This is a genomic window from Ancylobacter sp. TW_SC_1 (genome assembly GCF_056836805.1).
On the sequence record NZ_CM166365.1, the window covers coordinates 2,575,989 to 2,588,804 of the forward strand.

The following is a 12,816-nucleotide window of genomic DNA, read 5'->3' on the forward strand; positions in this document are numbered from 1 at the left end:
GCGGACTAAGCTTGCCGCATGATGCAGAGCAACGCCCTTCCCACCGTCGACGACGTCATCTCGGCCGCCGAACGCCTGTCCGGCGTGGCGGTGCGCACGCCGCTGATCTCCTGCGCCCGCCTTGACGAGCTCACCGGCGGGCAGGTGTTCCTGAAGCCGGAGCCGCTCCAGCGTACCGGCTCGTTCAAGTTCCGCGGCGCCTATAACCGCATCTCGCGAATCCCCGCGGACCAGCGCGCCGGCGGCGTCGTCGCCTGCTCCTCCGGCAACCACGCGCAGGGCGTGGCGGCGGCGGCCACGCTCATGGGCATGCGCTCGGTGATCGTGATGCCGAAGGACGCACCGGCGATGAAGCGGGCGCGTACCATCGCCTTCGGCGGCGAGGTGGTCGAGTATGACCGCGAGCGCGACGACCGCGACGCCATCGCCGGCGAGATCGCCCGCGAGCGGGGCGCCGTGTTCGTGCCGCCCTATGACGATTTCCACATCATCGCCGGGCAGGGCACGGTGGGGCTGGAGATCGCCGAGGACCTCGCGACGCTCGGCCTCCCGCCCGACGTGGTGGTGGCCAACGCTTCCGGCGGCGGCCTCGTCTCCGGCATCGCCCTTGCGGTGAAGCATCATTTCCCGCAGGCGCGGGTGATGACGGCGGAGCCGGCCGGTTTCGACGATCACGCGCGCTCCTTCCGCTCCGGCGGGCGCGAGCGCAACAACCGCGCCACCGGCTCGATCTGTGACGCGCTGCTGGCGGCGACTCCGGGCCGCCTGACCTTCGAGATTTCCTCGCGCATCGTCGGTGAAGGCGTTTCCGCCACCGACGAGGAAGTGGCGCGCGCCGTGGCCTTCGCCTTCGAGGAACTGAAGATCGTCGTCGAGCCGGGCGGGGCGGTGGCGCTCGCCGCCGTGCTGGCCGGCAAGCTCGACCTCAAGGGCAAGGTGGCGGCCATCGTGCTGTCCGGTGGCAATGTGGACCAGTCGACCTTCGCCCGCTGCCTCGCCGCCGCCTGAACCTCAGCCTGCCGCCGCGCCGGAGGGGGCGGCGTGGGCGCGCAGGTGGGCGGCCTCGATATTGTGCAGGAACTGCTCGGTGCAGGCCCGCCAGGAGAAGCGCAGCGCATAGGCGCGTGCAGCCTCGCGGTCGATGTCGAGCGCGGCCAGCGCGGCCTTTTGCAGATCGTCGCCGAGCACTCCGACCGGCGTCTGCGCGTCGCCGATCACGTCCTTCGGCCCGGTAACGGGGAAGGCGGCGACCGGCAGGCCGCTCGCCAGCGCCTCCAGCAGCACGATGCCGAACGTGTCGGTCAGGCTGGGGAAGACGAAAATGTCGGCGGCGGCATAGATCCGGGCAAGCGCCTCGCCTTCCTTCAGGCCGAGGAAGTGCACATCGGGATGGCGGGCCTGAAGCTCCGCGCGTGCCGGCCCTTCGCCCACCACGACCTTGCTGCCGGGCAGGTCGAGCTGGAGGAAGGCGGAGATGTTCTTCTCCACCGCCACACGGCCGACCGAGAGGAAGACCGGACGCGGCAGGGCGGCGACAAGCGCATCCATCTCGTCGCGCGGACGCGGGCGGAACAGTTCCGCGTCGACGCCGCGCGACCAGCGCATGATGTTGCGGAAGCCGCGCGCGCGCAGCTCCGTCTCCAGCGTCGGGGTGGAGACCATCACGCCGGCCCCGGCATTGTGGAAGCGCCGCAGCCAGGCATAGGACAGCACTTCCGGCACCGGCGCGCGGGCCGAGAGATATTCGGGAAAGCGGGTGTGATAGCTGGTGGTAAAGCTCTGCCGCCGGCTCAGGCAGACCCGCCGCGCCATGATGCCGATCGGCCCCTCGGTGGCGATGTGCACATAGTCGGCGCCGATCTCGTCCATCCGCCGGCCTACGCGGCCGGGCGTGGCGAGCGCCAGCCGGATCTCCGGGTAGGTCGGCATCGGCACGGTGCGGAAATCGGCGGGGGTGAGGAAGTCGATCCGCGCGCCGAGCGTTGCTGCCTCGCGCGCGGTGTTCTGCAACGAGCGGACGACGCCGTTCACCTGCGGCAGCCAGGCGTCCGTTGCGATGACAATGCGCATCAGGCGGCGACCTTCGGCCGTTCGAGCAGCAGCGGCGCGCTCACCCGCGCCCGGGTCTGGCGCGCCCAGTCGATCAGCTCCAGGCGTCCGTCGTCATGTTCGACGATCGCCGTGCAGCTTTCCACCCAGTCGCCGCAATTAACGTACGCGATACCGAAGCTGTCGTGAATGACGGCGTGATGGATGTGGCCGCACACCACGCCGTCCACCTTGTGGCGGCGCGCCTCGGTGGCGACCGCCTCCTCGAAGCGGCCGATGAAATTGACCGCGTTCTTGACCTTCAGCTTCGCCCACTGGCTCAGAGACCAATAGGGAAAGCCGAGCTTGCGCCGTATCCAGTTGAGATAGGTGTTGAGGCCGAGCGCGGCGGTGTAGGCGCCGTCGCCGAGGAAGGCGAGCCATTTGGCGTGGCGCACGACGACATCGAACACGTCGCCATGGATGACGAGGTAGCGCTTGCCGTCGGCGGCTTCGTGGATCGCCGTCTCGACCACCTCGATGCCGCCGAAATGATTGCCGTAATAGTCGCGGAGGAATTCATCGTGGTTCCCCGGCAGGTAGACGATGCGCGCGCCCTTGCGGCCCTTGCGCAGCAGCTTCTGCACCACGTCATTGTGCGTCTGCGGCCAGTACCAGCCGGAGCGCAGCCGCCAGCCGTCGACGATGTCGCCGACGAGGTAGATCGTGTCGGCCTCGTGGTAGCGCAGGAAATCGAGCAGAAGATCGGCCTGGCAGCCCTTCGTGCCGAGATGGACATCGGACAGAAACAGACTGCGGTACCGGCGCGCCTCGGGTGCGTCGTTCACCTCGAAAGCCCTCTCGGTCATGCCCTCGAACGGGCTGGGCGATGAGTTCATGCGGGCAGATAAGCCCGAGTCGCATCACGCTTTTATGACGATTGCTGCGCTGCACTTTCAGATGAAAAGCAGGACCACGCTCGCGGCAACCAGCGCCGCCATCGCGTAGTTCACCATCCGCTGCTGGCGCGGCGTCGAGAACAGGCGGGCGAGAAGCGCGCCGAAGCCGGCCCACAGGCAGAGGCTGGGGAAGGTGACGGCGCCGGAGATGAGCGCGATGATCGCCACCTCGCCGAAGACGTTGTCGCCGCCGACCGTCGTGAAGGCCGGCACGATGGACAGCGCAATGGTCCATGCCTTGGGGTTGACCCACTGGAACAGCGCGGATTGAAGCACGGTCATCGGCCGCTCGATGGCGGTTCCGCCGGCCGGCCCGCCAGCATTGGCGATCTTCCAGGCGAGATAGAGCAGATAGAGCGACCCGGCGATCTTCAGGGTCTGGTGCATGTAGGGGATCGCCAGGAACAGCGTGCCCAGCCCCATGCCGATGGCGACGACCATCACGGTGAAGCCGACCGTGACGCCCCAGATCTGCGGCAGGGTGAGCCGGAAGCCGAAGGCGGCGCCCGAACCGGCCGAGATCATGTTGTTCGGCCCCGGGGTCAGTGCCCCCGCCAGCGCGAACAGGAACATGGGCAGAAGCTGGGACGACAACAGTTGAGACGACACGCTGGCTCTCCTCGCAGATCGGCCGGCCCGGTCGGCCGCCCCGACCGACCGTCGCGACATGGCGCGCGAGAGCTAAGCCGCCGGCCGGAGCCTCGCAACCCGGAAACGCCGTTCCTCGTATCGGAGGGCGCCGACGAAAATGCCGCCGGCCCTGTCGAGGCCGGCGGCACGTCGTCGCGACGGATATCTGGTTCGGCAGCGCGCTCAGTGAGCGACGAACAGCGGCACCGGCGGATCGGTGAGCAGCGAGGCGGTGACGCCGCCGAGCACCATCTCGGCAAGCCGCGAGCGGCTATAGACGCCCATCACCAGAAGATCGGCACCGAACTTCTGCGCCTCGTTGGAAATGGCGCTGCTCGCATGGCCGTCCTTGACGTGATTGTGCTTCGCATTCACGCCATGGCTGCCGAGAAACGCGGCGAGCCGGGCGCCGGAATCGGCCACGCCGGCGTTGCCTTCCTCGACGGTCAGGACCTCGACCTCTTCGGCGAGCGCGAGGAGCGGCAGGGCGAAGCGGACGGCATGGCCGGCCTCGCGCGAGGGCTTCCATGCCACAAGCACGCGGCCGATGCGCGTCGGTACCGGCTTGCCGGTCGGCACCACGACGACGGGGCCATGGCAGGAGAGGGCGAGATGCTCGGGCAGGGTGGCGGCGAGCTGGTCGTCCACGGTGCCATAAGGCGTCTCGCTGACGACGGTGAGGTCGGCGAAGGTGACTTCGTCGCGGAGCGCCGGCGCAACTTCGCCCTCGATCGTCTGCCAGGAAGCCGCAATGCCGGCGGCGGCGGTGGAGGCTTCGAACTGCGCCTTGAGGCCGGCTTCCTTCTCCTTCGCCTCATGCACCAGTTCGTTCACATAGATCGAGAGGGCGCGGCCGACGCGCGGAACGCCGGCGGGGTAGAGCGTGTAGAGCGCCTTCAGGCTGGCGCCGGACTGACGCGCGAGAGCGATGGCAAGGGCGAGACGATCATTGAAGCCAGAGTCGGGCGCAGCGTGCAGGAGAATTGTGCGGATGGACATGGGCGCTTCTCTCTCTCGTGACAACGGTTATTGATTTTTACGTAGGGTTAGAGCCTGCCAATGAAAATGCGGAAAACCACGATCCGCAAGAGGCATTAGGTATTCACCATACCTCATCCGGCAGGATCTGACGTTCCCTTCACGAGCGCGCGAACGCGACTTCCTGCCGATTGTCATTGTCTGGAGCGACAATAAGGTGGCGGGGTATGTGCTGCGTCGCAGCACGTCGATGAGGGAGCTTTTCATGTCGCGTCGCCTGACGATTGCCGGTGCAATCGCCATCTTCACTGCCGTCGCGACCACCGCGGTGGTCGCCCAGTCCGACGTCGTGAAGGAACGACAGACCCTGCTGAAGGAGTTCGGCAGCGTGACCAAGCCCGTCGGCGGAATGCTGCGCGGGAACACGCCGTTCGATCTCGCGGCCGTGCAGGCGGCGCTCGACACCTATGTCAAGAATGCCAAGGTCCTGCCGACGCTTTTCCCGCTGGGCTCCGGGCCCGGCCCGGATACCGAGGCGCTGGAGACGGTGTGGACCAAGACGCCCGAATTCGAGGCGCTCTTCGCCAAGCTCGGCAGCGATGCCGCCGCTGCCCGTGCCGCGATCACCGACGAGGCCAGCTTCAAGGCGAACTTCCCCGGCGTGATCCGCACCTGCGGAACCTGCCACGACACCTTCCGCCAGAAGAAGTGACGTGAGCGCGCGTACCGATTCGCCCGCGCCGGCCGGCGTGCTGGCGTGGGACCTGCCGACGCGGATCGCCAAATGGGGGCTGGCGGCGCTGGTCGGCCTCGCTTTCGCGAGCCGGTATTACGGCGACGCCGATCTCGTCTGGCACCAGTGGAACGGGCTTGCCGTGCTGGTGGTGGTCGTGTTCCGCCTGCTGTGGGGCCTCGTCGGTGGCTCGACGGCGCGCTTCGCCGGCTTCCTGCGCGGGCCGGCGGCGGGGCTGCGCTATGGGGAGAGACTGCTGCGCGGACGTCCGCCGCATTATCTCGGTCACAACCCGCTCGGCGGCTGGATGGTCGCGGCGCTGCTGATCATGGTCGCGGCGCAGGCGCTGAGCGGGCTGTTCACCAGCGACGACATCACGGTCTACGCGCCGATGACGGCGACGGTCAGCGACGAGACCATCCGCAGCGCCTCGGTCTGGCACCAGCGGCTCTACCCGGTCCTGCTGTGGCTGATCGGCCTGCATGTGGCGGCGAACCTCGTCTATTCGCTGTTCGGCAGGGACAACCTGATCCGCGCCATGATCAGCGGCCGCAAGCCGGCCGGGGACTACGCCGACCGCGCGCCGGCCACGCCCGGTGCCGTCGGAGCGGCATTGGCCTGCCTCGCGGCCGCGGTCGCCGTGGTGTTCGGCGGCATCGCGCTGGCGGGCGGTGATCCCTTCCCCTGAAATGACGGGTCCGTCCCGCTTGCGGGCGGGGCGGACTCGTGCTCCATGGCGCCATCATGCACGCGCTCAAGGGCATCGCGCTTCAGATCAGCGCGACGTTCCTTTTCACCATCATGTCGGCCCTCGTCCGTATCGTCTCGGAACATGTTCCGACTGGCGAAGTGGTGTTCTCGCGCTCCTTCTTCGCCCTGTTTCCGCTCATGGCGCTGCTCGCCTGGCGCGGCGAGATCAGCGCGGCGGTGCGCACCGCCCATCCGTTCGGCCATATCGCGCGCGGCACCATCGGCGTCTGCGCCATGAGCCTGGGCTTTGCCGCGCTGGCGCGGATCCCGCTGGCGGATGCGACCGCCATCGGCTTCGCCACACCGCTGCTCACCGTCGTCCTCGCGGCGATCGTGCTGCGCGAGCGGGTGCAGGCCTATCGCTGGGCGGCGGTGACGGTGGGGCTCGGCGGCGTGGTGGTGATGCTCTGGCCGCATATGTCGGGCTCGTTCGATACCCCGGAACACATGTTCGGCGCGCTCTTCGCGCTGCTCGGCGCGAGTTGCACGGCCGGGGCGATGGTCCAGGTGCGGCGGCTGACGCAGACCGAATCGACCGCGGCCATCGTGTTCTATTTCCAGGCGCTGGCGGCCATTGCCGGGCTCGCCACCGCCGGCTGGGGCTGGGTGCTGCCGAGCGCGCGGGAGGCCGTGCTGCTGCTGGCGATCGGCTTCCTCGGCGGGGTCGGCCAGATCCTGCTGACCGAGAGCTACCGCTACGCCCCGGCCTCGGTGGTGGCGCCGTTCGCCTATTCGGCGATGCTGTGGTCGCTGCTGCTCGGCTTCATCCTGTTCGCCGAGATTCCGCCGGTGCTCGTCGTGCTCGGCGCGGCCATCGTGATCGGGGCCGGGCTCTTCGTCATCTGGCGCGAGCGCCGGCTCGGCATCGACCGCAGCCGGGCCGAGGAGGCGGCGACGCCGCCCGCCGGGCCGACGGCCTGAGGCGCGACGTCAGAACGCCTTGAAGGTGATGATGGTGCGGGTGTCTTGGATGCCCGGGAACTGCTGCACCTTCTCGTTCACGAAATGGCCGATGTCGGCGCCCTCGGGCACGTAGAACTTGACCAACAGGTCGAACTCGCCGGCGGTCGAGTAGATTTCCGAGGCGATCTCCGCGTCGGCGATGGCGTTCGCCACCTCGTAGGAGCGGCCGAGGTGACATTTGATCTGCATGAAGAAAGGGACCATCGCGGCGTTCCGGCTTCGGGGCGGGAGGCCGATAAGGAACAGAACGCCGGTTCGCGCGCAACCCCCTCGGCCGCCCGGGACGAGCCCGGCTTGCGCGGGCGCGCGGCTTCGCCTATCGCTCGCGGGACGATCTCGTTGGGGTGCCCGTGGCGTTGAGGCGCGGATGGGCTGAGAGGCGTTCAGCCAACCCACGAACCTGATCCGGGTCATGCCGGCGGAGGAAACGGATCGCGCACGTCCGGGGCGGCCATGTGCCCCCCGACGGGGACGCTTCCGGCCTCGATGCGGCGAGAGAGGCGTAGCATGGGCGGTTCCACACCGATCGCGGTGACGATGGCGGGTTCGGATTCCGGCGGCGGCGCCGGCATCCAGGCCGATCTCAAGACCTTCTCGGCGCTCTGCGTGTATGGCGCCAGCGTCATCACCGCGCTCACGGCGCAGAACACGCTCGGCGTGACCGGCATCCACGACGTTCCGCCGGCCTTCATCGCCGCGCAGATCGACGCGGTCTTCTCCGATCTCGACGTGGACGCGGTGAAGATCGGCATGCTGTCGCGTCCCGAAGCGATCACCGAGGTGGCGTCCGGCCTCGTGCGCCATGGCGTGTCGACCGTGGTGCTCGACCCGGTGATGATCGCCGCCTCGGGCGACCGGCTGCTGGTGCCCGAGGCCATCGAGACGCTGCGCCGCGAGCTGTTGCCGCGGGCGCTCCTGATCACGCCGAACCTGCCCGAGGCGGCGGCACTGCTCGACGAAGAGCCGGCCGAGGATCTCGCGACGGTGCGGGCTCAGGCCGAGCGGCTGCTGGCGTTCGGGCCGCGCGCGGTGCTCGTCAAGGGCGGCCATGGCGAGGGGCCGGACAGCGTCGACGTGCTGCTCGACGCCGATGGCTTTCTCGAACTCAGCGCGCCGCGCATTGTCACTCGCAACACGCACGGCACGGGCTGCACGCTCTCCTCCGCCATCGCCGCCGGCCTTGCCAAGGGCCTGCCTCTGCGCGCGGCGGTCGAGGCGGCGAAGGACTATCTCACCCGCGCCCTCGCGCGCTCCGAGGAACTGACCATCGGGCGGGGCCACGGCCCGGTGCATCACTTCCACGCCTGGTGGTGAGGTTTTCGCGGTTCGCGGCGGCGCTGGCCACTGAGGCCTCGTAAGCCGGCCCCGCGCCTGCTATCGAGGCGGCGAATCCCGCGAGTAGCCGCGTGCCCGTCATCGCCCCACGCCATGCCATTGCCGCCGTCTATGCCGGGCTGTTCTTCGGCATCGGCGTCTTCATGCCGTTCTTCCCGATCTGGCTGGAAGCGCGCGGCTTCGACGCGGCGATGATCGCGCTCGCGCTCGCCGTGCCGCAATCGGTGCGCCTCGTCACCATGCCGGTGGGCGGACTGCTCGCCGACCGCAGCGGCCGGCCGCGCGCGACGCTGATCGGCTATTCCTGCGCCACGGCGCTGTGCTTCGTCGGCATCGTCCTCGCCCCCAACGCGACACTGATCCTCGTCGGGCTCGGGCTTGCCGCCGCCTTCTGGCAGCCCAGCCTGCCGGTGCTCGATGCCTATGCAGTGGCGCGCCGCCGCGAGGGGCTGATCGACTACGGACGCGTGCGGCTGTGGGGCTCGATGGCCTTCATCGGCGGCAATCTGGTGGCCGGCGGACTGCTCGGCGGGCTCGTCCTCGGCGCCGTGCCGCACGACACGGTGATCTGGCTCATCGTCGCGGCGAGCCTCGCGGCGGCGCTGGCGGCGGCGACCCTCGAGGAGGTGAAGCAGCCGCCGCGCGCCGCGACGGCGGAAGCGCGCCATGCGCTGGCCGGACTGGCGCCGGTGCTGTTCGTCGGTCTGGCGGCGGCGGCGCTGGTGCAGGGGTCGCACGCGGTGCTCTATGCCTTCGCCTCCATCCAGTGGCACGGCAAGGGGCTGTCCGACACGGTGATCGGCCTGCTGTGGTCGCTCGGCGTGCTGGCCGAGGTGGTGCTGTTCCATTTCGGCACGCCGGTGACGCGCCGGCTCGGGCCGGAGCGCCTGCTCCTGCTCGGCGGCCTCGCCGGCGTTCTTCGTTTCGGCGGGATGGCGTTCGACCCGCCGCTGCTGCTTCTGCTGCTGCTCCAGCCGCTGCACGCACTGACCTTCGGCTGCACCTATCTCGGCACGGTCGAACTCGTCGCCCGCCACGCGCCGCCGGGGCGCGGCGCCAGCGTGCAGGCCATGGCAGCCTGGGCGACGGCGGTCGCCATGGCCGGGGCCACACTCGCCTCGGGCCCGTTGTGGCAGAGTTTCGGCGCGGCGGCGTTCTTTGCCTCGGCGGGGCTTGCCGCCCTCGGCACGCTGCTGGCCATCGTCGCCTGGGCCGGCGCCGGTCAGCCCCAGAGCGCGGGATCGGGCGGGTAGACGACGCTGCCCTCATAGCGCAGGGCCGGGGTGCGGTCGGCGGCCAGCAGCAGCGGGCCGTCGAGGTCGACGAACCGCGCCAGCGGCGTGAGCAGCAGCGCGGGGGCCATGGCGAGCGAGGTCGCGACCATGCAGCCGACCATGATGTCGAGGCCGGCCGCCTGCGCGGCGCGGGCCAGCGCGATCGCCTCGGTCAGGCCGCCGGTCTTGTCGAGCTTGATGTTGAGCACATCGTAGCGGCCGATGAGGCCGGGGAGGCTGTCCAGCCCATGCGCGCTCTCATCCGCGCAGACCGGGACGGGGCGCGCGATCCGCGCCAGGAGCTCGTCCTGCGCCGCCGGCAGGGGCTGCTCGACCAGCTCGACGCCGGCCTGCGCGCAGGCGGCGAGATTTTCCGCGAGATCACCGGGCGTCCAGCCCTCATTCGCGTCGACGATGAGCCGGGCGCCGGGAACCGCCGCGCGGACTGCGGCGAGCCGCGCCATGTCTCCCGGCGCGCCGAGCTTGAGCTTGAGCAGTTCGTGCCCGGCCGCCCGCGCGGCGTCGGCCATGGCCTGCGGCGTGCCGAGGCTGATGGTGAAGGCGGTGACGACCGGCCGCGGCGCCGGCAGGCCGGCCAGCTCATGCACCGGCACGCCGGCGCGCTTGGCCGCGATGTCCCACATGGCGCAATCGAGCGCATTGCGCGCCGCACCTGCAGGCATGAGCGACATCAGTTCGTCGTGCCGAAGCCCGTCGGCGACAGGCCCCGCGAGCGCGGCGAGGGATTGCGCCACGCCTTCCACGCTCTCGCCATAACGGGCATAGGGCACGCATTCGCCGCGCCCGACGAGCGCGCCGTCGCGCAACTCGGCCGTGACCACGGCGGCCTCGCTCTTCGAGCCGCGCGCGATGGTGAAGCTGCCGCGGATCGGGAAGCGTTCGGCGGTGACGTGGAGCTGGATCATGTGCGGGTAGCGGCCGGTGGCAGCCACGAATCAGTGACCGTCCGCCAGCATAATGCGCCCGCCCCCACGCGGGGCGTCGCCGCGAAAGCACAGTGGCCGCGATTAAGCTGCCGATCCGGCATCATAAATCCGAATCGGGACGCTGATATCTCGACGGCCGGAAGCCTCACGGCTAAGTAATATATTGGGAATTTAGCATTGGCGCCGTCGCCTCGCATCGTTCCGCGCCAGCAAAGGGAGCCGATCTTGGGAGCTGCTGAAGCGCCGCTTCTGGCCACCGCCCGCAATGGCCGCGAACTCGTGTTCGTGGGCAATGGGCGCTGGGTCGCGGCGCAGGGCCAGGCGCTGGAGGGCAGCGTCGATACCGCGCTCGCCGAGCTGCAGGGCGCGTCGGCCGAGGCGGCCCGGCTAGACCTGTCCGGCGTGCGCAGCTTCGACACGCTCGGCGCGGTTGTGCTCGACCGGCTGATCCAGGCGCTCGACAAGGCCGGCATCCGCTTCCAGATCGTCGGTCTGGAGCGCCGCTTCCGCCCGCTGCTCGACGAGATCGTCAAAGGCAGCCACGAGATGCCGGAGCGCCGGCGCTACGTGAACCCGGTGCTGGGCGGCGTGCAACTCGTCGGCAAGACGACGGTCTCCACGGCCGAGGATGCGCTGGCGCTGCTGTCCTTCATCGGGTCGGTGGTCGCCGCGTTCCTGCGCGTGCTCGTGCGGCCCCACACGTTCCGCTTCACCTCGATGATCTATCACCTCGAGCGCACGGGCCTGCGCGCGGTGCCGATCATCGCGCTGATCACCTTCCTGATCGGCTGCATCATCGCGCAGCAGGGCATCTTCCATTTCCGCAAGTTCGGCGCGACCACCTATGTCGTCGACATGGTCGGCATCCTCACCCTGCGCGAGCTCGGCGTGCTGATCGTGTCGATCATGGTGGCCGGCCGCTCGGGCAGCGCCTTCACGGCGGAGCTGGGCTCCATGCGCATGCGCGAGGAGGTGGACGCGCTGCGGGTGATGGGGTTCGATCCCAACGAGGTGCTGGTGCTGCCGCGTCTCGTGGCGCTGATCATCGCCGTGCCGCTGCTCACCTTCATCGGCAACATGTGCGCGCTGTTCGGCGGCGGGCTGGTGGCCTGGCTCTATGGCGGCATCTCGCCGGAAATCTTCATGAACCGCCTGCAGGAGGCCATTGCGCTCAACACCTTCGAGGTCGGCATGATCAAGGCGCCGTTCATGGCGGCCATCATCGGCCTTATCGCCTGCATGGAGGGCATGCGGGTCGGCGGCAGCGCCGAGTCGCTCGGTGCTCACACCACCGCCTCCGTGGTGAAGGCGATCTTCCTGGTGATCGTGGTGGACGGGCTGTTCGCCATGTTCTTCGCCGCGATCGACATGTGAGGCGCGGGTGCAGGTCGAGAGCGAAACCATCCGCACCGACGGTTCGGCGATCCCCGAGGTGGCGCCGGGCGAGCCGATCATCCATGTGAGCGATCTCGTGGTCGGCTTCGGCGACCGCATCATCCTGAACGGCCTGTCGCTCGACGTGATGCGCGGCGAGATTCTCGGCTTCGTCGGCGCGTCCGGCGGCGGCAAGTCGGTGCTGACGCGGACCATTCTCGGCCTCGTGCCCAAGCGCGCCGGCACGGTGCAGGTGTTCGGGCAGGACCTCGACAGGCTGGACTATGCGGCGCGGCGACGGCTGGAACAGCGCTGGGGCGTGCTGTTCCAGCAGGGCGCTCTGTTCTCCTCGCTCAGCGTGCGGCAGAACATCCAGTTCCCGATGCGCGAATATCTCGACCTGTCGACCAGCCTGATGGACGAACTGACCATCGCCAAGCTGGAGATGGTGGGACTGGCGCCGGACGTGGCGGAGAAGGCGCCGTCGGAACTTTCCGGCGGCATGATCAAGCGCGTCGCGCTGGCCCGCGCGCTGGCGCTCGATCCGGAGATCCTCTTCCTCGACGAGCCGACGTCGGGTCTCGACCCGATCGGGGCGGGCGAGTTCGACGAACTGATCACGACGCTGCAGCAGACTTTGGGGCTGACCGTATTCATGGTAACCCACGATCTGGACAGTCTTCACACCGTCTGCGACCGAATCGCGGCGCTCGCCGAGGGCAAGGTGATCGCAGTCGGGCCGATCGAAACCATGCTGGCGTCGGATCATCCCTGGGTTTCCGCCTATTTCCACGGCAAGCGGGCGCGCGCCGTCGGCTTCGGACTTGAGGAGGCGCGCTGAGATC

General features: G+C 69.2%; 14 protein-coding genes and 1 riboswitch. Of the genes, 8 read left to right on the forward strand and 6 right to left on the reverse strand.

The annotated features are described in order from the left end of the window. Nucleotides 1-18: 18 nt before the first annotated feature. Nucleotides 19-1,008: a threonine ammonia-lyase gene (locus AC1PZ7_RS11885; RefSeq protein WP_482355435.1), complete on the forward strand. Its 990-nt coding sequence runs from the start codon at nucleotides 19-21 to the stop codon at nucleotides 1,006-1,008. 3 nt (nucleotides 1,009-1,011) lie between these two features. Here AC1PZ7_RS11885 and AC1PZ7_RS11890 read toward each other — a convergent pair whose 3' ends face one another. The 4 genes from AC1PZ7_RS11890 to AC1PZ7_RS11905 form a co-directional block, all read right to left on the reverse strand. Then, a complete protein-coding gene (locus tag AC1PZ7_RS11890; protein ID WP_482355436.1) occupies nucleotides 1,012-2,070 on the reverse strand; it encodes a glycosyltransferase family 4 protein in 1,059 nt (352 codons plus the stop codon). Then, a complete protein-coding gene (locus AC1PZ7_RS11895) occupies nucleotides 2,070-2,927 on the reverse strand; it encodes a UDP-2,3-diacylglucosamine diphosphatase (protein ID WP_482355437.1) in 858 nt (285 codons plus the stop codon). The genes AC1PZ7_RS11890 and AC1PZ7_RS11895 overlap by 1 nt, the downstream gene beginning before the upstream one ends. 57 nt (nucleotides 2,928-2,984) lie before the next feature. Continuing rightward, nucleotides 2,985-3,596, reverse strand: coding sequence for a LysE family translocator (locus AC1PZ7_RS11900; protein WP_482355438.1), 612 nt, complete (start codon nucleotides 3,594-3,596; stop codon nucleotides 2,985-2,987). 204 nt (nucleotides 3,597-3,800) lie between these two features. Next, complete coding sequence (locus AC1PZ7_RS11905) at nucleotides 3,801-4,616, reverse strand: universal stress protein (RefSeq protein ID WP_482355439.1); 816 nt, start codon at nucleotides 4,614-4,616, stop codon at nucleotides 3,801-3,803. Between the two features lie 244 nt (nucleotides 4,617-4,860). Here AC1PZ7_RS11905 and AC1PZ7_RS11910 point away from each other — a divergent pair, with 244 nt between their 5' ends. The 3 genes from AC1PZ7_RS11910 to AC1PZ7_RS11920 are packed head-to-tail and all read left to right on the forward strand — an operon-like array spanning nucleotide 4,861 to nucleotide 6,999. Next, nucleotides 4,861-5,307, forward strand: a complete 447-nt coding sequence (locus AC1PZ7_RS11910; RefSeq protein ID WP_482355440.1) for a c-type cytochrome — start codon at nucleotides 4,861-4,863, stop codon at nucleotides 5,305-5,307. A gap of 1 nt (nucleotide 5,308) precedes the next feature. Beyond that, entirely contained in the window at nucleotides 5,309-6,016 is a 708-nt protein-coding gene (locus tag AC1PZ7_RS11915; protein ID WP_482355441.1) for a cytochrome b/b6 domain-containing protein, read from the forward strand. Between the two features lie 38 nt (nucleotides 6,017-6,054). After that, nucleotides 6,055-6,999, forward strand: a complete 945-nt coding sequence (locus tag AC1PZ7_RS11920; RefSeq protein WP_482355442.1) for a DMT family transporter — start codon at nucleotides 6,055-6,057, stop codon at nucleotides 6,997-6,999. Nucleotides 7,000-7,008: 9 nt separating this feature from the next. Here AC1PZ7_RS11920 and AC1PZ7_RS11925 read toward each other — a convergent pair whose 3' ends face one another. Then, a complete protein-coding gene (locus AC1PZ7_RS11925) occupies nucleotides 7,009-7,245 on the reverse strand; it encodes an Lrp/AsnC ligand binding domain-containing protein (protein WP_482355443.1) in 237 nt (78 codons plus the stop codon). Nucleotides 7,246-7,371: 126 nt separating this feature from the next. Beyond that, nucleotides 7,372-7,485, forward strand: a riboswitch (TPP riboswitch). A 63-nt stretch (nucleotides 7,486-7,548) separates the two neighbouring features. Between AC1PZ7_RS11925 and thiD the strand changes: the two genes are divergently transcribed. Together thiD and AC1PZ7_RS11935 are read left to right on the forward strand one after the other, a co-directional pair. Further along, entirely contained in the window at nucleotides 7,549-8,355 is an 807-nt protein-coding gene (thiD, locus tag AC1PZ7_RS11930) for a bifunctional hydroxymethylpyrimidine kinase/phosphomethylpyrimidine kinase (protein ID WP_482355444.1), read from the forward strand. Between the two features lie 92 nt (nucleotides 8,356-8,447). Continuing rightward, on the forward strand, nucleotides 8,448-9,629 hold the full coding sequence (locus AC1PZ7_RS11935) for an MFS transporter (RefSeq protein ID WP_482355445.1): 1,182 nt from the start codon (nucleotides 8,448-8,450) through the stop codon (nucleotides 9,627-9,629). Here the strand turns inward: AC1PZ7_RS11935 and dgcA are convergent. Further along, nucleotides 9,599-10,576 carry an N-acetyl-D-Glu racemase DgcA gene (gene dgcA / locus AC1PZ7_RS11940; RefSeq protein ID WP_482359628.1) on the reverse strand — a complete coding sequence of 326 codons (978 nt, stop codon included), beginning with the start codon at nucleotides 10,574-10,576 and terminating at the stop codon, nucleotides 9,599-9,601. The two genes, AC1PZ7_RS11935 and dgcA, sit on opposite strands and share 31 nt — an antisense overlap. A 246-nt stretch (nucleotides 10,577-10,822) precedes the next feature. Between dgcA and AC1PZ7_RS11945 the strand changes: the two genes are divergently transcribed. Beyond that, nucleotides 10,823-11,971 (forward strand): MlaE family lipid ABC transporter permease subunit, encoded by a 1,149-nt coding sequence (locus AC1PZ7_RS11945; RefSeq protein WP_482355446.1) that lies wholly within the window; start codon nucleotides 10,823-10,825, stop codon nucleotides 11,969-11,971. 28 nt (nucleotides 11,972-11,999) lie between these two features. Beyond that, a complete protein-coding gene (locus tag AC1PZ7_RS11950; RefSeq protein WP_482359629.1) occupies nucleotides 12,000-12,812 on the forward strand; it encodes an ABC transporter ATP-binding protein in 813 nt (270 codons plus the stop codon). Nucleotides 12,813-12,816: the final 4 nt, after the last annotated feature.